General features: G+C 38.8%; 21 protein-coding genes. 7 read left to right on the forward strand and 14 right to left on the reverse strand.

From position 1 onward, the window contains the following. Positions 1–72: 72 nt before the first annotated feature. Together rpmA and rplU are read right to left on the reverse strand one after the other, a co-directional pair. Entirely contained in the window at positions 73–330 is a 258-nt protein-coding gene (gene rpmA / locus GQR47_RS14005) for a 50S ribosomal protein L27 (RefSeq protein WP_002957747.1), read from the reverse strand. Positions 331–346: 16 nt separating this feature from the next. After that, positions 347–658 (reverse strand): 50S ribosomal protein L21, encoded by a 312-nt coding sequence (gene rplU, locus GQR47_RS14010; RefSeq protein ID WP_002957748.1) that lies wholly within the window; start codon positions 656–658, stop codon positions 347–349. A gap of 422 nt (positions 659–1,080) precedes the next feature. Here rplU and ispB point away from each other — a divergent pair, with 422 nt between their 5' ends. Beyond that, positions 1,081–2,052, forward strand: coding sequence for an octaprenyl diphosphate synthase (gene ispB / locus GQR47_RS14015; RefSeq protein WP_024596483.1), 972 nt, complete (start codon positions 1,081–1,083; stop codon positions 2,050–2,052). A gap of 85 nt (positions 2,053–2,137) precedes the next feature. Here the strand turns inward: ispB and mdh are convergent, their stop codons facing one another. Next, positions 2,138–3,070, reverse strand: coding sequence for a malate dehydrogenase (gene mdh / locus GQR47_RS14020; RefSeq protein WP_002957751.1), 933 nt, complete (start codon positions 3,068–3,070; stop codon positions 2,138–2,140). A gap of 225 nt (positions 3,071–3,295) precedes the next feature. On the opposite strand from mdh, the gene argR reads away from it, so the two are divergent. Beyond that, the gene (gene argR / locus GQR47_RS14025; protein WP_002957753.1) at positions 3,296–3,763 is read left to right on the forward strand and encodes a transcriptional regulator ArgR; all 468 of its coding nucleotides are present in this window, start codon (positions 3,296–3,298) and stop codon (positions 3,761–3,763) included. 7 nt (positions 3,764–3,770) lie between these two features. On the opposite strand, the gene GQR47_RS14030 is transcribed toward argR, so the two are convergent. Genes GQR47_RS14030 through GQR47_RS14045 form a run of 4 tightly spaced genes read right to left on the reverse strand, consistent with a single transcriptional unit; the run spans position 3,771 to position 8,404 of the window. Further along, positions 3,771–4,670, reverse strand: coding sequence for a Dyp-type peroxidase (locus GQR47_RS14030; protein ID WP_154903590.1), 900 nt, complete (start codon positions 4,668–4,670; stop codon positions 3,771–3,773). Positions 4,671–4,718: 48 nt separating this feature from the next. Then, a complete protein-coding gene (locus GQR47_RS14035; RefSeq protein ID WP_002957755.1) occupies positions 4,719–5,768 on the reverse strand; it encodes an ABC transporter ATP-binding protein in 1,050 nt (349 codons plus the stop codon). Next, a complete protein-coding gene (locus GQR47_RS14040; RefSeq protein WP_154903591.1) occupies positions 5,769–7,400 on the reverse strand; it encodes an iron ABC transporter permease in 1,632 nt (543 codons plus the stop codon). Then, the gene (locus GQR47_RS14045) at positions 7,400–8,404 is read right to left on the reverse strand and encodes a Fe(3+) ABC transporter substrate-binding protein (RefSeq protein ID WP_154903592.1); all 1,005 of its coding nucleotides are present in this window, start codon (positions 8,402–8,404) and stop codon (positions 7,400–7,402) included. The genes GQR47_RS14040 and GQR47_RS14045 overlap by 1 nt, the downstream gene beginning before the upstream one ends. A 936-nt stretch (positions 8,405–9,340) precedes the next feature. Between GQR47_RS14045 and GQR47_RS14050 the strand changes: the two genes are divergently transcribed. Next, positions 9,341–9,856, forward strand: coding sequence for a hypothetical protein (locus GQR47_RS14050; protein ID WP_024594644.1), 516 nt, complete (start codon positions 9,341–9,343; stop codon positions 9,854–9,856). 10 nt (positions 9,857–9,866) lie between these two features. On the opposite strand, the gene GQR47_RS14055 is transcribed toward GQR47_RS14050, so the two are convergent. The 7 genes from GQR47_RS14055 to ampD all read right to left on the reverse strand — a co-directional run bounded on the left by GQR47_RS14055 (position 9,867) and on the right by ampD (position 19,519). Beyond that, positions 9,867–10,547 carry a tRNA-uridine aminocarboxypropyltransferase gene (locus GQR47_RS14055; RefSeq protein WP_024594643.1) on the reverse strand — a complete coding sequence of 227 codons (681 nt, stop codon included), beginning with the start codon at positions 10,545–10,547 and terminating at the stop codon, positions 9,867–9,869. Between the two features lie 136 nt (positions 10,548–10,683). Next, a complete protein-coding gene (gene lpdA / locus GQR47_RS14060; RefSeq protein WP_002957761.1) occupies positions 10,684–12,108 on the reverse strand; it encodes a dihydrolipoyl dehydrogenase in 1,425 nt (474 codons plus the stop codon). Positions 12,109–12,313: 205 nt separating this feature from the next. Then, positions 12,314–14,230 carry a pyruvate dehydrogenase complex dihydrolipoyllysine-residue acetyltransferase gene (aceF, locus tag GQR47_RS14065; RefSeq protein WP_154903593.1) on the reverse strand — a complete coding sequence of 639 codons (1,917 nt, stop codon included), beginning with the start codon at positions 14,228–14,230 and terminating at the stop codon, positions 12,314–12,316. Positions 14,231–14,240: 10 nt separating this feature from the next. After that, the gene (aceE, locus tag GQR47_RS14070; protein ID WP_002957763.1) at positions 14,241–16,907 is read right to left on the reverse strand and encodes a pyruvate dehydrogenase (acetyl-transferring), homodimeric type; all 2,667 of its coding nucleotides are present in this window, start codon (positions 16,905–16,907) and stop codon (positions 14,241–14,243) included. 90 nt (positions 16,908–16,997) lie between these two features. After that, positions 16,998–17,747: a pyruvate dehydrogenase complex transcriptional repressor PdhR gene (gene pdhR, locus GQR47_RS14075; protein WP_002957764.1), complete on the reverse strand. Its 750-nt coding sequence runs from the start codon at positions 17,745–17,747 to the stop codon at positions 16,998–17,000. Positions 17,748–18,099: 352 nt separating this feature from the next. Beyond that, positions 18,100–18,951, reverse strand: coding sequence for a beta-lactamase regulator AmpE (ampE, locus tag GQR47_RS14080; protein ID WP_024597571.1), 852 nt, complete (start codon positions 18,949–18,951; stop codon positions 18,100–18,102). A gap of 13 nt (positions 18,952–18,964) precedes the next feature. Then, positions 18,965–19,519 carry a 1,6-anhydro-N-acetylmuramyl-L-alanine amidase AmpD gene (gene ampD / locus GQR47_RS14085; protein WP_024597570.1) on the reverse strand — a complete coding sequence of 185 codons (555 nt, stop codon included), beginning with the start codon at positions 19,517–19,519 and terminating at the stop codon, positions 18,965–18,967. 326 nt (positions 19,520–19,845) lie between these two features. On the opposite strand from ampD, the gene nadC reads away from it, so the two are divergent. The 4 genes from nadC to GQR47_RS14105 all read left to right on the forward strand — a co-directional run bounded on the left by nadC (position 19,846) and on the right by GQR47_RS14105 (position 24,318). Further along, entirely contained in the window at positions 19,846–20,697 is an 852-nt protein-coding gene (gene nadC, locus GQR47_RS14090; protein WP_154903594.1) for a carboxylating nicotinate-nucleotide diphosphorylase, read from the forward strand. Between the two features lie 483 nt (positions 20,698–21,180). Continuing rightward, positions 21,181–21,594 (forward strand): prepilin-type N-terminal cleavage/methylation domain-containing protein, encoded by a 414-nt coding sequence (locus GQR47_RS14095; RefSeq protein WP_029770243.1) that lies wholly within the window; start codon positions 21,181–21,183, stop codon positions 21,592–21,594. Positions 21,595–21,658: 64 nt separating this feature from the next. Continuing rightward, the gene (locus tag GQR47_RS14100; protein ID WP_024597568.1) at positions 21,659–23,002 is read left to right on the forward strand and encodes an O-antigen ligase family protein; all 1,344 of its coding nucleotides are present in this window, start codon (positions 21,659–21,661) and stop codon (positions 23,000–23,002) included. An 86-nt stretch (positions 23,003–23,088) separates the two neighbouring features. Then, positions 23,089–24,318 (forward strand): type II secretion system F family protein, encoded by a 1,230-nt coding sequence (locus tag GQR47_RS14105; protein WP_024597567.1) that lies wholly within the window; start codon positions 23,089–23,091, stop codon positions 24,316–24,318. Positions 24,319–24,442 lie beyond the last annotated feature (124 nt).

Here is a 24,442-nt window from a genome sequence, read left to right on the forward strand (position 1 = left end):
GGCTTGGGTATATATTGGCTGACTACAAAACAAAAAACCCCGCAAAGGCGGGGTTTTTAACTACCTTACTGATTACTCAGTTACGATAGTTACGTATTTACGGTTTAAAGGACCTTTTTGTTCAAACTGAACTTTACCATCTGCTTTTGCGAAGATAGTGTGGTCTTTACCGATACCTACGTTAGTACCAGGGTGGAAACGAGTTCCACGCTGACGAACAATGATGCTACCCGCTAGAACTGATTCGCCACCAAAACGCTTAACACCAAGGCGTTTGCTTTCTGAATCGCGACCGTTACGAGTACTACCAGCTGCTTTTTTATGTGCCATTTCTAAGTACCTCTAATTAAGCGCTAATGCTAGTGATTTTAACTTCAGTGAACCATTGACGATGGCCCATTTGCTTACGAGAATGCTTACGGCGTCTAAATTTAACAACCTTAATCTTCTCACCGCGACCATGTGAAACAACCTCAGCTGTTATCTTGCCACCGTTTACGAACGGTACACCGATCTCGATTTTCTCACCATCAGCAACTAAAAGTACTGAATCAAATTCTACTGCCGCACCAGTTTCAACGTCTAATTTTTCAAGACGAATCGTTTGACCTTCAGTCACACGATGCTGTTTACCACCACTTTGGAAAACCGCGTACATAATTAACTCCGTCTGTGCACCCTCAAATCGGCGCAACTAAAATATTCTTCGATAGGGCGCGAAGTTTACGCTAACGCGAAATAACTAGCAAGCCTATTTTGTAATTAAAATGAATAAAAAGTAGCTGCTTTGAGAGCAATTCAATATTTACCCCATTTTATATTAATTGGCCCTTTTGCCAAGCGCTTTTTAACTCTTAGCCGAAATAAATTAATGTACTCAAATATGACCCTCACAGCTCAATATCTAAGCACACCATAAACTCTATATTGATTATCAATTAATCAGTTATCTTGGCTAATTCAGTCTAAATTAAGTACTTTAATAGTGTTTTTTCAATCAATCGTCACAAAATATCGAGCTAGTGCATTTTTTGTTGTACAATCTGCGCCGTTCACACATAAAAATTGGCTCGGAGATCAATGGATATAAAAGCTATCCAGGCGTTAATCGAAAGCGATATGAATGACGTCAATCAACTTATACATGCGCAAATGCGCTCAGATGTGGCGTTAGTTAATCAGCTTGGTTTATATATAGTTAGCAGTGGCGGCAAACGCGTTCGTCCAATGCTGGCTATTTTAGCAGCCAAAGCGCTCGGTTATCAGGGTAAAGATCACATAACACTTGCAACAATTGTTGAGTTTATCCATACAGCAACGCTATTGCATGATGATGTTGTAGATGAATCAAACTTACGACGTGGCACGCCTACAGCAAATGCTGAATTTGGTAATGCTGCTAGCGTATTGGTTGGTGACTTTATTTACACTCGCTCATTTCAGCTTATGGTTGGCCTTGGAAAAATGCAGATTATGCAAGTACTTGCCGATGCAACAAACATTATTGCTGAAGGTGAAGTATTGCAGCTGATGAACTGCAATGACCCAGATACGACTGAAGCCAGCTATATGCAGGTTATTTACTCTAAAACGGCTAAATTATTTGAAGCAGCTACAGGCCTTGCTGCCATTATCACAGAGCAAGACCAAGCGACACTTGATGCACTAAACCTATACGGTATGCATTTAGGTACTGCGTTTCAACTAGTAGATGACGTACTCGATTACAATGCAGATGCTGAGCAGCTAGGTAAAAACATTGGCGATGATTTAGCTGAAGGCAAACCAACCCTTCCGCTTATTTATGCTATGCAACATGGTAGCGAGCAGCAAACACAGCTCATTCGTGATGCAATAGAGCACAGTAATGGTATGGAGCATTTAGAAGAAATTTTAACTGCACTAAAACAAACTAATGCGCTTGAGTTTACAATGCAAAAAGCAGAGCTTGAGGCCGAAAAAGCCATTGCCTGTTTAGACTTTTTAGCTGAGTCTGACTATAAGCAAGCACTTATAAGCCTTGCCCGTATTGCGGTTGACCGCGACCACTAGTTTTAACTAGTTACACAGTGTGACATTAATTCTGAGCAATAAAAAAGCCTGCAAATGCAGGCTTTTTTGTTGCTTAAAGCGGCTATTACGCCATGAAATCAACACCTTCTTTGATGTCTTTTTTCAGAGTTTCAAGCATGTCATTTTTTGCTTTTGTTTCAAATGCGCTTAGTTCGCCGTAAGAAAGAATTTCTTCTACGCCGTTTTTACCTAAACGTACTGGATGTGCAAAGTACTCTGCATCGCCATTTTCAACAGCAACGTAAGCGTAATCTACAACTTCTTCACCTTGTAGGCCTTTAACTAAAGACATACAAAAACGAGCTGCAGCAGCACCCATAGATAGCGTAGCTGAACCACCGCCTGCTTTAGCATTTACAACTTCAGTACCCGCATTTTGGATACGTGGAGTAAGTGCAGCAACTTCTTCATCAGTGAAAGAAACACCTTCAACTTGAGAAAGTAGAGGCAGAATAGTTGTGCCTGAGTGACCACCAATTACTGGTACTTTTACAGTTGCTACGTCTACGCCTTTAAGTTCAGCAACAAATGCTTCTGAACGAATAACGTCAAGCGTAGTAATACCGAATACGCGTTTAGCGTCGTAAGTACCTGCTTTTTTGAATACTTCAGCAACAATTGGAACTGTGCCATTTACTGGGTTAGTAATAATACCTACTAACGCTTTAGGACAGCTGGCAACAATGCCTTCTGCTAACGTTTTGATGATGCCAGCATTTACATTGAATAAATCAGCACGATCCATACCTGGTTTACGCGGCATACCCGCTGGGATAAGAACGATGTCAGAGCCTTCAAGCGCTTTATTTAAATCGTCTGCGCCAAAGCCTGCAACTTTAACATCTGTTGGGATGTGAGAAAGGTCAACCGCAACACCTGGTACTACTGGTGCAACATCATAAAGTGATAATTCAGAGCCAGCTGGTAAGCCTGTTTTTAATAATAAAGACAACGCTTGGCCGATACCGCCTGCAGCACCTAATACAGCAACTTTCATTGGAATTCTCCGTAATTTGAGGTAGGAAACATTTGTGGCTCTTAAGATAATGAAATTAGCGACTAAAAACAAATTTATCCTGTCTATTTCAAGTATATTTTCGACCATAGTCGTAAACTTATGTGATTTAACGCATCAAACTGGCAAGTTAACTAAACAACTGCTGCATAATTATTCATTTTTGTGTAGAATTTGCGGCATAAATAACAAAAACGAATAAAGACTATGCAACCACAAGATAAACAAGAAGCACTGGTAAAAGCATTTAAATCACTATTAAAAGAAGAAAATTTTGGCTCTCAAGGCGAAATAGTTGATGCGTTAAAAGATCAAGGTTTTGACAATATAAGTCAGAGTAAAGTTTCACGCATGTTAAGTAAATTTGGCGCTGTACGCACACGCAATGCCAAACAAGAAATGGTTTACTGCTTACCTGCTGAAATGGGTGTACCTACGGCTAAAAGCCCATTACGCCAATTAGTAATCGACATTATGCACAACGAAATGATGATCATCATTCGTACCAGCCCTGGTGCTGCTCAGCTTATTGCACGTTTATTAGATTCATTAGGTAAAGCAGATGGCGTACTAGGAACTATTGCCGGCGATGACACTATTTTTATCGCTCCTGCTAAAATATCTGAAATAGATGTAACACTTGAACGCGTTCGCATTTTATTTGATACGGTTTAATAGCAAATTAAATTTGTTTTAAAAACCCTATTGAAGGTGCAAAGAAAGCAGAGCCCATATCGGCTTGAGTAAAATCAAGCCAGTGGTCGTAGCAATCCCCTTCCCCTAAACGACTATTAAGTACTTTTTCAAATGCGGTGCCCGTACAAGCGCATGTAATTGATAACATTCCCTGCTCATACACGTCGCCATAAGGCATGCTTTGATTTAATAGTAGCGGTTGTCCGTCTTCGTCTTTTAGCTCACTTCGCGAAGCATGGCTGGTTTCGACCGCTGGAGTAATTAGCGTGTTATCAAGACGCGTACGTCCCATTATTTGCTCTTGCTCACTCAATGATAAATGCTGCCACATAGTTAAATCATGTTTATAACGCTGAACATGAATATAACTCCCCTGATCTTCAAAGCTACCAGAGTTGCTGATTAAAGCCGTAGCGCGCTTTTTTCTTCCATGTGCGGTGTCGCCACCATAAATAAAACCGTTAAAATCACGACCATCTAAAAAACGAAAATTACGAATTTGCTCCACCAGCTCAACATCGGGGGCAAATAGTTTTAAAATTTGCAGCGCAAATAAATGGTTAACATCTTCACGGTCAGAGCGAATTTGCACAAATAAATCGCACGGTTGTACGCTCATTTGGTGATCGCTATGGGTTATATTGGGAAAGCTCTGTAATTCGCTTGGAATGTATTCAGGGAGGATATGCGGCCAGTATTGCGCACCAATAGCAACCATACAAGAGAGCATTGATTCTGAAAATTGATCGCTAAACTCTTCTTCTATAGCGCTTACTTGTTTTAACTTTGCGCGAAGTGATTCGTCTTGACCATCAAACACATTAAAAAATAAGTGCAAACCGTGTAAGTTTGCTTCAGCACAAATCCCTGATTGCGCTTGCGCCATTGTTATTCCTTAGTTTTACAGATAAAAACACAGCGAATAACAAATTAATTACGATTCGAAAAAATTCACCGTGTGAGGTTTTATTTTTATTATAACCTGATCATTATTTTCAAATGACTGGCCATATTGTGCAGCAACTTCAATTTCTTGTTCATCAATAACAAGCGAATAAACATACGCCGAACCAATAAAGCGACGACTTATGATTGTAGCTCGCTTGCTGAATTTGTCACTTTGGTTATCTGCCACTAATTCTATTTGATGAGGGCGCACATATATAAGCCCTGCACTTACATTATGCTTACTCTCAACATAAGATTCGACTAAACCAAATGGTGTTTTATATTCAGTTGCGGTTAACACTTCTGCGCTTAAGTATATGCCCTGACCCAGAAACTCTGCAACCTCCTTTGAACATGGAGATGCAAAAAGCTGCTCAGGCGTGCCTTGTTGTGCAATTTTACCGCGATGCATAATGGCAAGTGTATCTGAAAACGCAAACGCCTCTTCTTTTGAGTGTGTAACAAACACAGCAGATACTTGAGTTGCCTTAATAATTCGACGTATATCGGCAATTAATTCAAAGCGTACTTGTGTGTCGATGTTTGAAAAGGGCTCATCAAGGAGTAATAAACTAGGTTTATAAGCTAATGCACGAGCGATAGCGACGCGTTGCTGTTGGCCACCCGATAACTGGTGTGGAAACCTGTCAGCACAGCCAATTAAATGTACAAGCTTAAGCATTTCATCAACGCGTTGCTGCTTTTGAGCTTTGCTCATATTACTAAGCCCAAATGCGATATTATTTGCCACCGTTAAATGCGGAAACAACGCATAGTCTTGAAACATCATGCCGATGTTACGATGCTCAGGTGAGACAAAAGATTGCTCATCACTCACTAATTTACCGTCTATAAAAATAGACCCTTGCTTAGCTTCAATTAAACCTGCAATCGCTTTTAACGTGGTCGTTTTGCCGCATCCACTCGCCCCGAGTAGACAAACAATTTCATCTTTACCCACCGTTAAATCTAAATCGTGAATAACCTTTGTGCCGTTATAGTGATAGCTCACGCCTTGTAAAATTAAACTACTCATTTAACTACGCTGCTCCATAGAACGATTAATAAAATACAAAGGAATAAACCCAACAATAACAATAAATAAAGCCGATATTGAAGCAAGCTCTAATTGCTCGTCACTTACATACTGAAATACATGAGTAGCTAAGCTTTCAAAATTAAACGGTCTGAGCAATAGCGCAGCCGGCAACTCTTTCATACACTCAATAAATACCAATAAGGCAGCAGTGAGCAATCCTCTTCGCAGTAAAGGTAAGTGCACTAAACGCAGCGTTTGCCCTTGGCTTTTACCCATTGATTGGCTTGCCATATCAAGTGATGGGCTAATACGTAAAAAACTCGACTCAATTGCTCCGTGTGCAATGGCGTAAAACCTAACAATATAAGCAATAATAATAGTAAGAATGCTACCTGTAAGCAGTAAGCCAATATCTAAATTATACGGCTCGAGCGCTGTGTTAATGGTGTTCTCTAATAATGTAAGGGGTAACAAAACCGCAATAGCGAGTACAGTTCCTGGCAACGCATAGCCTGTGCTTGCTAAACGCCCGGGAACAAGCGGATACGTTTGCTTTGCCACACGCTGATAAAAAACAACAAAAATACTCAATGTAATGGTTATAACACTTACAACCACTGCCACTTTTAAACTTTGCCAAGCGTAACTAAAAAACTCAACATTCCATGCTTTATCAAAGTAGGTAATGGCGTAATTTATAAGTACTGCAATAGGAATTACAAAAGCGATAAGTAAAATAAAGCTACAAAATGCCGTTGCGAGCCAAGCAGACTTTCCTTTTAATACATAGAGAGATTCACTATTTACGCTTGATTGTCGCTCAAATACCGCTTGGTTTCGGCGACTAAAACGCTCTGCCATTAATGCTAAAAATAACAGCAGTAACATCACACCCGATATTTTAGCGGCCGCTGTAAGTGAGTAATAACCAAACCACGTATCGTATACGGCGGTTGTTAATGTACTTACGGCAAAATAACTCACTGTTGCAAAGTCGGCCATGGTTTCCATACTAATAAGTGCAAGAGCCGCCACAATTGCCCCACGAGAGAGCACTAAACTGACTTTAAAAAAGCTTTGCCAAGGAGATAGCCCCATTAACTGGCTAGCTTGTACTAATTTGAATGACTGCTCGCGAAGGGCCGTTTTAAAAATTAAAAATAAATACGGGTAAAGCACCAAGGCAATCATAACGATGGCGCCGGGTAATGTACGTATATCAAAAAACCAATAGTCGCTAGGCGATTGCCAGCCAAACCATTCTCTCAGCGCTATTTGCACCGGGCCCGCATAATCTAATAAATCAGTGTATACATAGGCAATAATATAGGTGGGCATAGCAAGGGGTAGCATAAGTGCCCATTCAAACTGTTTTTTACCCGGGAAACTACAGTAAGCCGTTAGCCACCCAAGTGGCAAAGCTATGGCGCAGCTAAGGACGCAAACACCTAAAACTAACAATACGGTATTGTTTATGTAATCCCAAAGCACGGTATCCCACAGGTGAGAAAACACCTTAGAGCTACCTTGTAGAGATTCAAAAAGAAGAAAAAACAACGGGGCCGATAGTATTAAGCCAGTCGACCACGCAAAGAGCTGCCATTTAGACAGCTTAAATTTATTAGTCATTAAAGATCGAACTTCACCTCATCAATTAGCTTAAGTGCTAACGGACGATATTTACTAATCTCATCAAGTGGCAAGCTGTCTTCTCTAAAGCTACCCCAAGAGGCAACCAAAGTTGATAATTCAACACCCGACTTAACTGGATACTCCATATTTAATGAGGCATACATGTTTTGTGCTTTGCTGTCGGTCATATACTCTATGAGCTTTAATGCATTTTCAGGGTTTTTAGCGTATTTGGTAATAACCGCACCCGATACATTTATATGTGAGCCACGATTAACTTGATTCGGAAAGTTAATATTTACGGCCTCTGCCCAACCTTTTTGTTCTTTATCTTCTAGCATTTTGCCAAGGTAGTAACTATTACCTAATGCCAAGTTACATAAACCTTCTTTAACAGCTTTAACTTGAGCACGATCGTTACCTTGAGGCTTGCGCGCTAAATTAGCCTTCACACCTTCAAGCCACTCTTTAGTTTGCGCTTCACCATGGTGTGCAATCATAGAAGCTACTAAACCTAAATTATATGGATGTTTGCCTGAGCGCGTACAAATTTGTCCTTTGTATTTAGAGTCTGCTAAATCTTCATAAGTGAGCTTAGGTAACTCACCAACTCGCTCTTTTGATGAATACACATTACGCACTCGCTTAGTAAGCGCAACCCATTGGCCATCACCGTCACGAAAGGCGGCTGGAACATTATTATTTACACTGTCACTTTTTATAGTTTGTGTTAATTTTAAATCTTCTAATTGAATAAGCGCGCTAAAGTTAGAGGTTAATACTAAATCAGCTTTACTGTGCTTGCCTTCGCGTTTAACACGCTCAATTAGCCCTTTTTTAGCAAAAACAACATTGGTTTTTATGCCTGTTTGCTTTGTAAAGTCTTCTAAAATTGGCTGAATTAAAAACGGTTGACGAAAAGAGTAGATGTTAACAACATCGTTTGCAAAGACTGGTGCCGATGCAACTACCCCTAAAACAAGTGCAAATACTTTCTTCATTATTCCACCTAAATAACTGTTATTATCAACGAATTCTACCGTGCTCATTCTAAAAGTGCACACTTTAAATAAATGTAAATATGTAAATAACGCCCAAAAAGGAAATACGGTGTAAGAGATGTCTTACGGATGTGACAGCTAATGAGTAAAAAACAAGATAAAAAACAACCTAAAAACAGTTAAACACATGAATTATATGAGATTTATTTTTATTACTATTGCAAAAACACTAATTGAATGTAGTTTTATCTCTATTTTAGTTGCTCTATTGCACTATAATTTACGCATCAACCAAGCAATGACGCTTATTGAGTAAAAGGAAATGGACTGCTTACTCAACCAACCAATGATTAGGTTATCAGGACAACACGGATTTTAGGACAGGTTCAGGATGAGTATCACAACGCAATGTTGTAAAAAGGACAGCGTCAGGAAGATGCGAAAAGGATAATAACAAGGCTAAGTTGTTCAACAGGATGTTGAAGGAATAAATGGACAGGCCTTTAAGGCAACACAAGGGATTGGTTAAAACAAGGATACACTAGGAAGTGTAATTAAGGATTTGGTAATAGTATTTACCCTACAGGATGTTTAGGAATTAAAGGATACAGGCCCGGACGGTCTACATTACATAGAACTAAAAAGTAATATAGTAATAAACATGGATTAGTGAAAATTGGAGTTGATTAAGTTCAATTGCAGGATGCAGAAAATTAGAAGATTCCGCAAGCGCGCCTAGAGATAGAGCGCGCTTTTCTTTGCCTAAAATTTGGGTGAGTAAAGCACTGAGCAACTATCACTAATCTTTACTGAGTAATATCGCGTCACAGCAAATCAATGCTAAGACCTTAAAATACTTTATTAATATTTTAAATTTCGCTAAGTTTTTTATTAATTGCGCCGATAACTAAATAACGCAAGGATCATAAATACTCAATGGATATGAATTTTAAAACATCTCAAAGTAATACCTTTTTATGTAAAGTATCAGACGAAAGTACAGCAAAACCAATTGGTGTTTTTAGTGCGCAAATCCCCAGCGAAAATCCCTATAAAGCTTTATTTAACCCCAAAGGTTATAACTTTTTAAATATGCCAATGAATGAGTTTAAAAATATACTTAACGAAATTATTCAGTTAGAACGCGACATTCGTATTAGCAAGTGGGGTGAAGGTGCTCGACCTGATGAGTTTAGCTATCAACTTAATAGAATAGCAGACGCAATTGCAACGACTCAATTTAATGGCAAAATAGACATTAACTGCTACTTTTTAAAACGAGTTGAAGAAGCAAAAGAAATGATTGGTGAAGACTGTATCTCGTTTATTCAAGTGCATAATAGTATAAGTCAATTGTATAATACTGTTTTACAATTAACATCTGAAGAAGGCTTCAGAGCAATTCAAAATAAAGCACTTGCTCACTTAAAAAATCAGCAAGCATTTGCTTAACTTCGTAAAATTAACCTTCTAGCGGTCGGCCTTTATTGCGCTTACCCAATAAATACGCATCACGAAACTTAATAAAATGCTGCTCTAATTTTGTCGATGCATCCATTTCGCCCGCAAGTGCTAATACCATAATAGCCACTTCAGCAGTGCCTAGTTGATGCGCATGAGGGGCTACACGTAATCGGTAATCAGATAGTTTATCAGCAGTAACAGAAAGTACAGGCAAGTTATCTAAATAAGGGCTTTTGCGAATCATTTTTTTAGCTTCGCGCCACGTACCATCTAAGAATATAAATAGCGGCTTTTTACCTGATTCAATACTCACTTCTGTAATGGCTCTGCCCTCTTCTACATCTTCAGCAGGAAAGACGACCATAGGCTGATACTGCGAATCATTTATTAAAGCTAAAAGAGCGGGGTTAGGATCTGTTCTATCCCATCTAAATGCGTGGTTATCTGGCACTATTTCAGCAATTAAACGCCCTGTATTAGAAGGTTTAAAGCTTTCATTATGATACATCAGTAAGCACACAGCGGCCTTACAATCTGCATGCTCAACACCTTTGCAAATACAGTAGTGCTTAGCAATCAGGCATTGTTCACAGCGATCTAATTTACCGCCTCGAGCATTAAACTCTCGACGAGATTCACTTATTTGTTGAGCGCGTAATGCTAAAACTGAGTTTTTCACTGTATTTACCTTCAATTAATTAAGCGCGCATTGTAACGACTTCTTGTTATTTAATCTTATATTTATCTAAGTTAAAAATAGACATAAAAAAACCCAACCGAAGTTGGGTTTTTTAAGCAAATACTAAGAAGTTAAATTACTTCTTTTTAGCTGCTTTTTTGTTTGGTAAATCAGTGATTGAACCTTCAAAAATTTCAGCTGCGAGGCCGATTGATTCATTCAATGTTGGGTGAGCATGAATTGTAAGCGCTAAGTCTTCACCATCAGCACCCATTTCAATACCTAAACCGATTTCGCCAAGCATTTCGCCCGCGTTAATACCGATCATAGCACCACCGATTATACGGCCACTTTCTTTATCAAAGATAAGTTTAGTAGAACCTTCAGTACGAGCAGATGCAATTGCACGACCAGATGCTGCCCACGGGAATACCGCAGTTTCAACTTTTAAGCCTTGCTCTTTTGCTTCTTTCTCAGTAACACCTACCCAAGCGATTTCTGGGTCTGTGTACGCTATTGAAGGAATACATTTAGGGTCGAAGAAATGCTTCTGACCAGAAATAACTTCTGCAGCAACATGACCTTCATGAACCGCTTTATGCGCAAGCATAGGCTGTCCAACTAAGTCACCAATTGCAAAAATATGGCTTACGTTAGTACGTAATTGCTTATCAACATTAATAAAGCCACGCTCATCAACGTTTACGCCCGCTTTTTCAGCATCAAGTAAGTTACCGTTTGGAGTACGGCCAACTGCAACAAGTACTTTGTCGTAACGTACTGGTTCTGCTGGTGCGTTTTTACCTTCAAACGTTACGTATAAGCCGTCTTCTTTAGCTTCAACACCAACAACTTTAGTTGAAAGCATTACGTTGAATTTTTTGCTTACGTATTTTTGGTAAATTTTGATAATGTCTTTATCAGCTGCTGGTACTAATTGATCAGCAAATTCTACAACATCAATTGCAGAACCTAGCGCACGGTAAACCGTACCCATTTCAAGACCGATAATACCACCACCAAGTACAAGTAGCTTTTCTGGTACGTCTTTAAGTTCTAGTGCGCCAGTTGAATCAATTACACGGTCATCTTCTGGGATGAAAGGTAAGTTAACTGGTTTAGAACCTGCTGCAATAATCGCGTTATCAAACGTGATAGTTGTAGCGCCGTCTGCGCCTTCAACTACTAAAGTATTGCTGCCAGTGAATTTGCCGTATCCAGATACAACTTTCACTTTACGCATTTTGGCCATGCCTTCTAGTCCACCAGTTAACTGGCCAACTACTGAATCTTTCCAAGTACGAACTTGGTCAAGATCGATTTTTGGTGCGCCAAAAGTAACACCGTGAGATGACATTTCTGCTGCGTCATCAATCACTTTAGCTACGTGTAAAAGTGCTTTAGAAGGAATACAACCAACATTAAGACATACGCCACCTAATGTTTCGCGAGATTCTACTAATGTAACTTCTAAGCCCAAGTCAGCAGCACGGAAAGCCGCAGAATAACCACCAGGACCACCGCCTAGTACAACAACTTGAGTTTTTAATTCGTTGCTCATGCTTTTACCTTAATTGTTTGAACGGGACACTGCCCTAAAATTTAACTGCCATGTTTCTGCAAGGCAGAAAGAGTGAGCAGCGCACAAAGTGATGCAATTCGTACAAAGATTGTATCATTGCAAATGGTAAAAATCCCAGCTAAAAACAACTGGCTGGGATTTGATTCTATTTATTTTATTGCGTATACCAATTTTACTAAACTGGTTACATCACCAACTGGCGAATATCGCTCATGTAACTTGCAAGAGTCACAGTAAAGCGTGCAGCTAATGCTCCGTCAATAACCCTATGGTCGTATGACATAGACAGCGGAACCATTAGTTTAGGTTCAAACTCTTTGCCATTCCATTTAGGTTTCATTTCAGATTTAGATACACCTAAAATAGCAACTTCTGGCGCATTAACAATTGGCGTAAATGCCGTACCGCCGATACCGCCAAGGCTAGAGATAGTAAAACAGCCGCCTTGCATATCAGAAGATGTAAGCTTACCGTCACGTGCTTTAACAGATACTTCCATTAGTTCACGTGATAATTCAATAATGCCTTTTTTATCAACATCTTTAAACACTGGCACTACTAAACCATTTGGCGTATCAACAGCAACACCGATGTTAATGTACTTCTTAAGAATTAAACTTTCGCCGTCGCTAGACAGTGAAGAGTTAAATGTTGGGAAGTCTGCAAGTGCTTTAGCCGCTGCTTTCATCACAAACACAAGTGGTGTGATTTTAACGCCAAGCTTTTTCTTCTCGCTAAGTGCATTTTGCTCTTTACGGAATACTTCAAGACTTGTGATATCAGCTTCATCAAACTGTGTAACATGTGGGATTTGTACCCAGTTACGGTGTAAGTTTTTACCTGATAGCTTTTGAATGCGAGACAGTTTTTTCTCTTCAATTTCACCAAATTTAGCAAAATCTACTTTAGGCCATGGAATAAGACCAAGCTCACTACCACCTGCGCTACTACCTGCAGATAATTGACCAGATTCAACTTGCTTAACTAGGTTTTTAACGTAGTTTTGCACGTCTTCTTTAACTATACGGGCTTTGCGACCAGTGCCCTTAACGTTAGCTAGGTTAATACCAAACTCACGCGCTAAACGGCGAACAACGGGTGATGCATGAGCATACGCGCTATTTTCTGTGAAGCTTTCATTACTTGCTTTTGCAGGTGCTGCTTGAGCCGGTGCTGACTCAGTTTTAGCCGCTGCTGCAGGTGCTGATTTTTCAGCTGGTGCAGATGCTGCTGGCGCACTGCCTGCAACTTCAAATACAAAAATTAATGAACCAGTCGATACTTTATCGCCAGCGGCTACTTTAATTTCTTTAACTGTACCTGCAAAAGGAGCTGGTACTTCCATTGCAGCTTTGTCGCCTTCAACGTTTAAGATTGATTGATCTTCTGAAACTTCGTCGCCAACGGCAACCATAATTTCAGTTACTTCAACTTCATCGCCACCAATATCAGGCACATTAACTTCTTTAGTGCTTGGTGCTGAACTTGCTGTTGAACTCTCAGCTGGCGCTTCTACAGGAGCCGACTCTTTAGCCGGTGCTGCAGATTCACTTCCTGCTACTTCAAAAACAAACACTAACGAGCCAGTTTTAACTGTGTCGCCAGCGGCTACTTTAATTTCTTTAACTGTACCGGCAAATGGAGCTGGAACTTCCATTGCTGCCTTGTCGCCTTCCACGTTTAAGATAGATTGCTCTTCTGAAACGGTGTCACCAACAGCAACCATGATTTCAGTTACTTCAACTTCATCATCGCCAATATCTGGTACAGTTACTTCTTTAATTGAAGAACCTGTAGAAGCAGCTGGTGCTGCTTCTTCAGATTTAGCTGGAGCAGCGGCTGATGTATTTTCCTCATCAGTGCCTTCACTCTCGCCTTCAAACAAAAATACTAAAGAGCCTGTTGTAACGGTGTCGCCAACGTTAACTTTAATCTCTTTTACAGTCCCTGCTTGAGAAGCAGGTATTTCCATTGATGCTTTGTCACCTTCAACATTTAGTAATGATTGGTCAACATCTACTTTATCGCCAACGCTTACTAATATTTCGGTTACTTCTACTTCGTCGTCACCAATATCAGGTACTTTAATTTCAATACTCATTGCAAACCTCTTATGCGTACAGTGGGTTAAGTTTGTTAGTGTCGATGTTGAACTTTTTAAGTGCTTCAACAACTACTGACTTCTCAACTTCACCGCGTTTAGCAAGTTCAGATAACGTAGCAACAACAACGTAGCTTGCGTTAACTTCAAAGTGACGACGTAGGTTTTCACGGCTATCAGAACGACCGTAACCATCTGTACCTAACACTTTGTAGTTGCTGCTTGGAATGAATGAACGCGCTTGTTCTGCGTAGTTTTTCATGTAATCCGTTGCTGCAACAGTCACAGAGTCGTTTAATACGCTTGTGATAAATGCTGTTTTTTGCTCGCTTTCAGGATTAAGCATGTTAAAACGCTCAACATCTTGACCATCACGCGTTAGCTCATTGAAAGATGTTACTGAGTAAACATCTGATGCAATACCATATTCTTCGCTTAAGATTGAAGCAGCTTTGCGCACTTCAGTCATAATAGTACCTGAGCTTAATAGCTGTACGTTGGCTTTTTTACCTTCGTAACTTTCAAGCTTGTAAATACCTTTACGAATACCTTCTTCAGCGCCTTCTGGCATAGCTGGTTGATGGTAGTTTTCGTTCATAAGCGTTAGGTAGTAGTAAATATTTTCTTGGTCGTCACCGTACATACGACGAATACCGTCTTGTACAATAACAGCCACTTCAAACGCGTAAGTTGGGTCATAAGAAACACAGTTAGGAACCGTGTTTGCAAGAATGTGGCTGTGACCATCTTCGTGTTGTAAGCCTTCACCATTTAGCGTTGTACGACCCGCTGTAGCACCTAATAAGAAACCACGTGCTTGTTGATCGCCCGCCATCCATGCCATATCGCCAACACGTTGGAAACCAAACATAGAATAGTAAATGTAGAATGGGATCATTGGTAAATCGTTAGTGCTGTATGAAGTTGCAGCAGCAACCCATGACGACATTGCACCTAACTCATTGATACCTTCTTGCAATACTTGACCTGAAGTTGCTTCTTTATAGTAAGAAACAATATCACGATCCTGTGGCGTGTAGTTTTGGCCATGCGGGTTATAAATACCGATTTGACGGAATAAACCCTCCATACCAAATGTACGCGCTTCATCTGCAATAATTGGTACGATATTTTTACCAATGCCTTTATCTTTTAATAAGATATTAAGTGCACGAACAAAGCCCATAGTAGTAGATATATCACGCTTTTGCTCTTCAAGTAGTGGCTTAAATGCATCTACTTCTGGCAACGTAAGTTTTTCACTAAAACGTGGAATACGCTTAGGTGTGTAACCTTTAAGCTCATCACGACGCGCATGTAGGTACTTGTACTCAGGTGAACCTTCTTCAAGCTCTAGGTATGGTAATTCTTTTAATTGCTCTTCAGATACTAAGTCATCAAGACCAAGGCGTGAACGTAAATGTGCAACATGCGACATGTCCATTTTTTTCACTTGGTGCGCAATGTTTTTACCTTCAGCTGCTTCACCCATGCCGTAACCTTTTACAGTTTTAGCAAGAATTACAGTTGGACGACCTTTTGTCTCTTCTGCTTTTTTAAATGCAGCAAATAGTTTTGATGGCTCATGACCACCACGCTTAAGCGCAAAAATTTCATCATCTGTCATATCTGCAACAAGGGCAGCTGTTTCAGGGTAGCGACCAAAGAAATGCTCACGCACGTATGCGCCATCTTTAGCTTTGTATGTTTGGTAATCGCCATCAATTGTTTCGTTCATCAATTGTAGTAATTTACCTGTTGTGTCTTTAGCAAGCAGAATATCCCAACCGCTGCCCCACACTAGTTTAATTACGTTCCAGCCAGCGCCTTTAAACAAGCCTTCTAACTCTTGAATAATTTTACCGTTACCCATAACTGGGCCGTCTAAACGCTGTAAGTTACAGTTAATTAAATAACAAAGATTATCTAGTTTTTCACGTGCAGCGAAAGAAATAGCACCACGTGATTCCGGCTCATCCATTTCACCGTCACCTAAAAACGCATATACACGTTGGTTTTTAGTGTCTTTTAAGCCACGACCATCTAAGTATTTTAAGAAGCGTGCTTGATAAATTGATGAAATAGGACCTAAGCCCATTGATACCGTAGGGAACTGCCAAAACTCAGGCATTAACTTAGGGTGTGGGTACGATGGTAAGCCTTCGCCATCAACTTCTTGGCGGAAGTTATCTAGTTGCGCAGCCGATAAACGACCTTCAACAAATGCTCGTGCATAAATACCTGGAGAAATATGACCTTGGTAATAAACTAAGTCACCACCGTCTACATCATTTGGTGCTTTAAAGAAGTGGTTAAAACACACTTCATAAAAAGCAGCAGATGATTGGTAAGACGCCATATGGCCGCCTAAGTCGAGATCTTTTTTAGATGCACGTAGAACGATCATAATCGCGTTCCAACGTATAATTGAACGAATACGACGTTCAAGATTTACATCACCTGGGTAAGCAGGCTCTTGATCTACAGGAATAGTATTAACGTAGTTCGTGGTAATACCCGTTGGCATATCAACGCCGTCTAAACGGGCTTGCTCTAATACTTGCTCAAGTAAAAACTGAGCTCGTTCAACACCTTCTTCGCGCACAACTGATTCAAGAGCTTGTAACCACTCTTGTGTTTCTAGCGCGTCTACGTCAATTTTATTGACTTCAGACATATGGAGGTTTCCTTATGTTTAAAATACGAATATTGTTAATTTAATATCACAGCTACTTAATTTGTGTGTTCAAAGTAGTTATGTACTAACTTAATTTTGTTTAGTGCGTCTTAAACTACGTTCAATTCGCGAATGTTCTTTGCCTGCTTCAAGTAGTGCTTCTTCGATAAATGCTAAGTGCGCATTACTTGCTAAACGGGCTTGCTCTGGATTACCGTCAATAACGGCATCCATTAATAAACGCCTGTGTTGGGCTAACTGACTGCTAATATCTGACTTTTTTAATAGAACAGTTAAATTTTGCAATACATTTTGCTCAAGCAGCGCTTTCATACCTCTAACTAAATGCAGTAACACCACATTGTGCGAGGCTTCTGCCACGCTAAAGTGAAATGCATTAATTGCTTTTGCTTTTTGCTGTAAATCATCATTAACTAAGGCAATTTCATCAAAGCTTTGTTTTACTTTGCTAAAATCGTTGCTGGTCCCGCGCAGTGCTGCGTAGTAAGCAGCAATCCCTTCTAATGCATGACGAAATTCAAGTAAATCAAACTGCGACTCAGGGTGTTTACTAATCAAATCAAAAAGTGGATCAGTAAGCCCTTCTTCGAGCTGATTTTTTACAAACGTGCCGCCACCTTGGCGACGCGTAACTAAACCTTTCGCTTCTAATTTTTGAATTGCCTCACGCAGTGACGGGCGAGACACTTCAAACTGCTTTGCTAGTTCACGCTCTGGTGGCAACTTTTCACCTGGTGCTAACGAGCCTTCAAGAATCATATTCTCAAGTTGCTGTAAAATAACATCAGATAATTTTGCTGCTTTAATCTTTAAAGACATGAATCAACGTCCGCGTTGTATAAATACCAAGAGCCCATAAAACGGGGCTTTAAGTAGTATGATTTACCCAAAAGGTAAATTGGTCATACCAAAAATTTTCAATACGGTATCAAAAACACTATTAGCTGTCAATTTACAGGTAGTTTGAGCAATTAAAGTAGCGTAACGCATTTTGAACGAAGATCAAACAATGCGCAATTTACAAAAATTGTTATAACGTATTTGGGATGAAAACAATTGGTCTGACCAGAATAAATTAGAATATTAGCTCTATTTTATTGTACTTAAAAACTGCAGGAAGAGATTAAAGCACCTTACATTGCATAAGGTACTTTATTAAAAAAGTATTAACTTAAGACAGCCCACCAAATAATGTAAGCAACGCTATAAGTACTAAGTAAAATAATACATTACGCTTAACAAGCTTAATCATACACGTGGCTTCGTAGGTACAGCCGTAATAACGCTTTTCAATTTGCTCTGCAGCAAGTGCAGTACATGTTACTACTTCGCGATTTGGAGACTTAAAGTTAAGCACGTAACGTAGCCAACAACTTGTGCCTTTATTAAAGTTACCTATTACTAAATAACCAAAGCTGGTAATACGTGCAGGTAACCAGTCGAGCCAAAACAATAGTTTATGTATAAGTTTAAAACGCTTAGCAAATATTACTTTATGATCTTCTCGTACTAAATCAGCTAAAGTACGTACCAGTGCATATAAAACCGCACCTGGCGCACCTAAAACAACAAACCAAAAAATCACCGCACAGTAAAATCTAAAGTTTACCCATGCCAATGTTTGCCCAAAGGTTTCGCCACCATCTTGATCATCAGTACGCTTTTGACCTATTTGCAGCGCATATAAAGATGCAGCAGTACCATCATCTCGCGTTAAGGCATTTAAGTAAGACTTATATAAAGCACGCTGCTTGGCACAACCAAAGCAAACCAAAAGCACAGCAATATTAATAGCTAACTGCCATAGTACAAAATCAGATAAACAATAAATAAACGCTATTGCTATTACTGGAAGTAACAGCCAAATTAAAAAGCCCGGAGCAGAACTAAATAAGCCTTTGTCACCTAGTAGCTTATTAGAGCGATTTAAATAACCATTTGTGTAATAGCTTATCTGCCAGTAATTAGACCGAGCCCCTAAACGCTCCAGAATTAATGCAATTATTATAGAAACTAAAATCATGGGAATAACTCTCTTAACTTAGTTGTTCAAGCATATTAAAAAACAATGGCCAATTAAAGCTACTGCCAGGATCGGTTTTACGTCCCGGGGCAATATCGCAATGCCCAACAATACGCGAAGGGGTAATTTTTGGATAGCGTTGTATTATAGATTTACTAAGTGTAGCTAATACTTCGTATTGCGCTAAAGAGTATGGCGTGGTGTCGGTACCTTCAAGCTCAATGCCAATGCTAAAGTTATTACAAGCAGATACGCCCTCAAACTTAGATTGCCCTGCATGCCAAGCACGTTTTTCAAAAGGCACGTATTGTATAACCTCACCGGTGCGCTTTATAAAGCAATGGGCCGATACACGTAAATTTTTTAAGTCACTAAAACTCGAGTGAGCATTGCAGTCAATGCTACCCATAAATAACTCATCAACAAAAGGTGTACCAAACTGCCCTGCTGGCAAAGATATATTGTGAATAACCAGTAAAGAAATATCAGCCTCATCAGGGCGCTCATCAAAATGCGAACAAGGCCGCTGCGCTACAGTACTTAAAACACCGTCTAAATCTATTTTCATGATACGTTTATTATATAAATATCAAGATATACATAGCACTGATGCTAAAGGATTTATTAAAACAATGATAGTAACAAACAGGTATAAAACCCTACCTGCAAATAATTCAAACCCACACGTAGGTGCTAATTTACGTCCGCTCATGTAACGTAACTTTTGAAATTAAAAGCGAGGTATAAAACCTCATCTACAGGTAATACAACCCCACACGTAGATACTAATTTACTATAAGCACTTATCTTTATATTGGTGAAAAGGCAATCGCTTCTCTTTCTTTTATAAACATAGTAAAATTTGCTTAATTTATTAACGCTTATGAGCATCCCATGTCTATTTCGCACACTCTTATTACTCAGCTTGTTACTCTTGCACTTGACGAAGATTTAAATTATCAAACAGCACAAGAAGGCGATATTACCGCGCAATTGATCCCTCAAAATGAGCAAGCAAACGCCAAAGTAATCACCCGCGAAGACTGTATTTTTTGCGGAAAAGACATCATCCTTGAAGTATTTAAACAAGTAGACCCAAGCGTTAAGGTTAATGTACTTATTAATGATGGCGACGCAGTTAAAGCAAACAGCACATTATTTACAGCCACTGGTTCAGCGCGTTCAATATTAACTGCCGAGCGTACTGCACTTAACTTTGTACAAACGTTATCGGGTACAGCCACTACTACAGCCCATTATGTAAAAGAGCTAAGCGGCACAACAACGCAACTACTCGATACACGCAAAACCATACCAGGCCTTAGAGCACTTCAAAAATACGCAGTAAAATGTGGCGGCGGTGCAAATCATCGTATTGGTTTATTTGACGCATTTTTAATTAAAGAAAATCATATAGCGGCTTGTGGCACAATAAACAAAGCCGTTGCTCAAGCTAAACAAAATCACCCAAACAAACCTGTCGAAGTAGAAGTAGAATCACTCCCAGAACTTAAGCAAGCAATTGAAGCTGGCGCCGACATAATTATGCTAGACAACTTTAGCGTAGAGCAAATTAAGCAAGCTGTAATTTTAACCAATAAGCGCGCAAAACTAGAGGTTTCAGGCAATATGACCCTAGAAACGCTCAAAATTTATTCACAAGCAGGTGTCGATTTTATATCAAGCGGGGCATTAACAAAAAACTTACAATCAATCGATTTATCGATGCGCTTTGAACAATTATGAAGCAATAATGGGTAATTAATACCGCTAATTAATTGACAAGTTAAGTAAAAAAGCATTAAATAACCCAAAAGGCTTACTTTGTAACAAATTGTTAAATTAAATCGCTTTTTTATAATAAGATACGTGCTAAATACTAAAATAAAATGGTAGACTAATTCTGTTGTACTATTTTATTTAAAAAGATAGTCATAAATAACTAGTACCTTTACTTTTTAAAGACATAATTAAAAACTAAATCAACTAAACTACTTACTTTATGCCTATACTATTTGTTGCTACAACATGTAGTGCACTTAGTAAACTTTTATAATTAGTACTAAACATAATGAATTCACATTCGGCTTTTGTGTTTCATACTCTAAAGCTAAAGTGTAATAAAATTAATTTTAAGTAAAACTGTAAAGTAAATCAGTTAAATTAAGTGAGGCATTTTGCCGCTTAAGTGATTTAAGTTACAAAAATCTATCCTTTAGGAGAGGAAACATGAAAACAATGACTCAAAAACAACAGGGTTTCACCCTAATTGAATTAATGATTGTAGTAGCAATCATCGGTATTCTTGCTGCAATTGCATTGCCTGCGTATTCGAACTATCAAGCAACATCAAAACTTACGGCTGGGTTATCTGAAGTTTCAGCGGGTAGAACAGGCTTTGAGATAACGTCAAATAGCGGCACAACTCCAACAAATGCTCTTGTTGGTCTTCAAAATACAACAGAAAATTGTACAATTACAACTGATGCCACAGGTATTGAGTGTGCAATTCGAAATGCTCCTACTCAAGTAACTGGTGCTAAAATCAAATGGACTCGTACATCGACTGGTGGCTGGTCTTGTGCGACCACAGGTATTACAGGTGACAAAACTCTTGCACCTAAAAGCTGCCCACAATCTTAATCATTTATTGATTACTAAAAAGCGCCTTGTTTGGCGCTTTTTTAATGCGTAAGAATTAGCATTCATGAATTTAACAAATACAACAAAACCATCGCTTATCAGCTTTTTTTTTCTATGTGCGCTAATACCTTTGATACCAATAGTTTCCTACGATTATCATAACCACCAACGTATCATTCAAATAGCTTTTTTACTTATCACAAGCCTACTAGTGCTTACTCCTTTTTTAGGTAATAAAAAACCTACTTTTAAGCTTTCACTAAATAAAAAAAGCAGTGTTTTGTACTTAATTTTTATTTTCAGTGGTTGCTTATCTACATTGATGAGTGTGGAGCAAAGTTTTAGTCTGCTGTACACGCTTCATATAAGCTTACTTATTTTAACTATGTATTACGTAAGTACCATAAATGACAAAAGGTCTATTTTATTTATCATTTATGCATTATTGATAGCTCATACGAGCTTAATTTTAATATGCCTACTTAATATAATTTTTACACTTTCGGAGCAGCAACCTTTAAATCCATACATAATTTACTCAGGCTTTATTAATATTCGCTTTTTTAATCAAGTACAGGTATTTATTCTTCCATTTTTAGTGTTACTCCTAAAATTTACAAGCATACAGCGCCTTGTATTTATTATTTTATTTTTAAACTTATTACTTATATTTATTGGGCAAGCTCGCGGGGCTTTACTCTCATTTTTAGTTTTCTCTATTTTTGCTCTCGCTTTAAAAACTACATTAAAAAAACAAGTACTTATTGGATTAGTCTGCCTTGCTTTAAGTTGTATTACTTTTTATGCCCTGGATTCATTAAATAAAGGAGGTACTGAAATACTACGCACATCCTCCTCAGGCCGTATCGAGCTATGGTTTAATACTTTTTCTAACCTATCTTTAAAGCATTTATTTATCGGCAATGGTCCTGGAGTATTTGAAATGTCACTTGGGAGTTCAGCCCCTTTTAGTCACCCCCACAATTCATTAATTGAAATTTTAAATGAATGGGGTCTTATCGCCCTTATATGTATTTTAACCGCTGTTTTTACAACATTTAAAAAAGCGATAACACATTTAAAAAAGCATAAAAAAGACATCATTACTGAAAGCCTCTTTTATTCTTTTGCTATAGGAATTACATACTCACTATTTTCTGGTGTGCATGTAATGCCGGTTTCGCAAACACTCTTATTTATAATGTGGGGGTTGCTACTTGGTAGAATCAATAAAAAAAGTATCCAAAGCATTTCCATAAATAAATACTTAAAAGCTTTAATAGCCATTTTATTTATTTTTGCATGGTACCTTTACTTACAAAAAGCGATAAGTATTTATAATAATATTGACCCTGATAAGGGCTACATTTACGGGCCTAGATTTTGGTCCGTTGGGCAACGATTTTAAAGCGTCCAACTTTTCTACCAAGAATCATTAGTTTAAGTTATGCTTGTAATAATGAAGTTTAAACCAAATTCAGCTGGGTACTCTTAATGGCAAAAAAACAACAAGATAAAGGCCTCGATACTTTTCAGTGGGTCGGTGTAAGTGCACGAGGGAAGAAACTTGAAGGCGAGCTTACAGGTAATAGTATTGCATTAGTAAAAGCTCAGCTTCGTAAGCAAGGTATCACTCCTTCAAAAGTGAAGCGTAAAGCAAAACCACTGTTCGGTATTCAAAGTGTTCAAAAGGTAACCCCTAAAGATATAGCACTACTTACTCGCCAAATTGCGACTATGTTGATGGCGGGCGTTCCTTTAATACAGGCCATTGAAATGATTGGCTCTGGCTCGACCAATAAAAGTGTCGCCAAATTAATGGAAACTATTGCTGATGAAGTAAAAGCGGGGCAACCACTATCTACTGCACTTAGAAAACACCCACGTTATTTTGATGATTTATATTGCGACCTTGTAGCCTCTGGCGAGCAATCTGGTGCACTTGATAAAATATTTGACCGAGTTGCTTTATATAAAGAAAAGTCCGAAGCGCTAAAATCAAAAATTAAAAAAGCGATGTTTTATCCTATTTCAGTATTAGTAATCGCCGGCATTGTAACCTCAATACTATTAATATTTGTAGTGCCGCAGTTTCAAGATATATTTGCAGGTTTTGGGGCAGAGCTTCCTGCATTCACTTTGTTTGTTATTGGCATATCAGACTTTATGCAAGCATATTGGTGGATGATACTAATCGCTATTGTAGCTTTTGGATACGCTTTTAAAGAAGCAAAACTAAGAAGTTTAAAGCTCAGAGATGCAACCGACCGAGCTATACTAAAACTGCCAGTAATTGGTATGATTTTAAACAAAGCAGCTGTTGCTCGCTATGCACGAACTCTGTCGACTACGTTTGCTGCAGGTGTGCCGCTGGTTGATGCGCTTGACTCTGCTGCCGGGGCTTCAGGTAACGCTGTTTATCGCTATGCCATTTTAGATATTAAAGTTGAAGTGAGCTCTGGTAATCAAATGAACTGGGCAATGCGTAACTCAAAAATATTCCCTGATATGGTAATACAAATGGTTGCGATTGGTGAAGAATCTGGCTCACTAGACGGTATGCTTGCTAAAGTAGCTACTATTTACGAGCAAGAAGTTGATGATGCAGTAGACGGCCTTTCAAGCCTACTTGAGCCACTTATTATGGCTGTACTAGGTGTACTTGTTGGTGGCTTGATTGTTGCGATGTACTTACCTATTTTCCAACTTGGCTCTGTTATTTAATTACCAAAAATAACAATTTACAGGAAATAAAAGAGAGGCTTACTTTTTTGATAAGGTATGGCTATTAATGTCTTCTCATTTACTCTCTTTCACTTCTCTATGTGATAAATACTTCACTTAATTT

This window comes from Pseudoalteromonas sp. Z1A2 (assembly GCF_011378755.1).
Lineage (GTDB): Bacteria > Pseudomonadota > Gammaproteobacteria > Enterobacterales > Alteromonadaceae > Pseudoalteromonas > Pseudoalteromonas distincta.

Bases quoted from the DNA above. Each gene is read 5' to 3' on its own strand.
- GQR47_RS14040 (WP_154903591.1), bottom strand. From the start codon at position 7,400: ATGACTAATAAATTTAAGCTGTCTAAATGGCAGCTCTTTGCGTGGTCG.
- rpmA (WP_002957747.1), bottom strand. From the start codon at position 330: ATGGCACATAAAAAAGCAGCTGGTAGTACTCGTAACGGTCGCGATTCA.
- GQR47_RS14030 (WP_154903590.1), bottom strand. From the start codon at position 4,670: ATGGCGCAAGCGCAATCAGGGATTTGTGCTGAAGCAAACTTACACGGT.
- nadC (WP_154903594.1), top strand. From the start codon at position 19,846: ATGTCTATTTCGCACACTCTTATTACTCAGCTTGTTACTCTTGCACTT.
- ispB (WP_024596483.1), top strand. From the start codon at position 1,081: ATGGATATAAAAGCTATCCAGGCGTTAATCGAAAGCGATATGAATGAC.
- argR (WP_002957753.1), top strand. From the start codon at position 3,296: ATGCAACCACAAGATAAACAAGAAGCACTGGTAAAAGCATTTAAATCA.
- aceE (WP_002957763.1), bottom strand. From the start codon at position 16,907: ATGTCTGAAGTCAATAAAATTGACGTAGACGCGCTAGAAACACAAGAG.
- GQR47_RS14100 (WP_024597568.1), top strand. From the start codon at position 21,659: ATGAATTTAACAAATACAACAAAACCATCGCTTATCAGCTTTTTTTTT.
- GQR47_RS14095 (WP_029770243.1), top strand. From the start codon at position 21,181: ATGAAAACAATGACTCAAAAACAACAGGGTTTCACCCTAATTGAATTA.
- mdh (WP_002957751.1), bottom strand. From the start codon at position 3,070: ATGAAAGTTGCTGTATTAGGTGCTGCAGGCGGTATCGGCCAAGCGTTG.
- ampD (WP_024597570.1), bottom strand. From the start codon at position 19,519: ATGAAAATAGATTTAGACGGTGTTTTAAGTACTGTAGCGCAGCGGCCT.
- ampE (WP_024597571.1), bottom strand. From the start codon at position 18,951: ATGATTTTAGTTTCTATAATAATTGCATTAATTCTGGAGCGTTTAGGG.
- GQR47_RS14050 (WP_024594644.1), top strand. From the start codon at position 9,341: ATGGATATGAATTTTAAAACATCTCAAAGTAATACCTTTTTATGTAAA.
- pdhR (WP_002957764.1), bottom strand. From the start codon at position 17,747: ATGTCTTTAAAGATTAAAGCAGCAAAATTATCTGATGTTATTTTACAG.
- lpdA (WP_002957761.1), bottom strand. From the start codon at position 12,108: ATGAGCAACGAATTAAAAACTCAAGTTGTTGTACTAGGCGGTGGTCCT.
- rplU (WP_002957748.1), bottom strand. From the start codon at position 658: ATGTACGCGGTTTTCCAAAGTGGTGGTAAACAGCATCGTGTGACTGAA.
- aceF (WP_154903593.1), bottom strand. From the start codon at position 14,230: ATGAGTATTGAAATTAAAGTACCTGATATTGGTGACGACGAAGTAGAA.
- GQR47_RS14105 (WP_024597567.1), top strand. From the start codon at position 23,089: ATGGCAAAAAAACAACAAGATAAAGGCCTCGATACTTTTCAGTGGGTC.
- GQR47_RS14035 (WP_002957755.1), bottom strand. From the start codon at position 5,768: ATGAGTAGTTTAATTTTACAAGGCGTGAGCTATCACTATAACGGCACA.
- GQR47_RS14045 (WP_154903592.1), bottom strand. From the start codon at position 8,404: ATGAAGAAAGTATTTGCACTTGTTTTAGGGGTAGTTGCATCGGCACCA.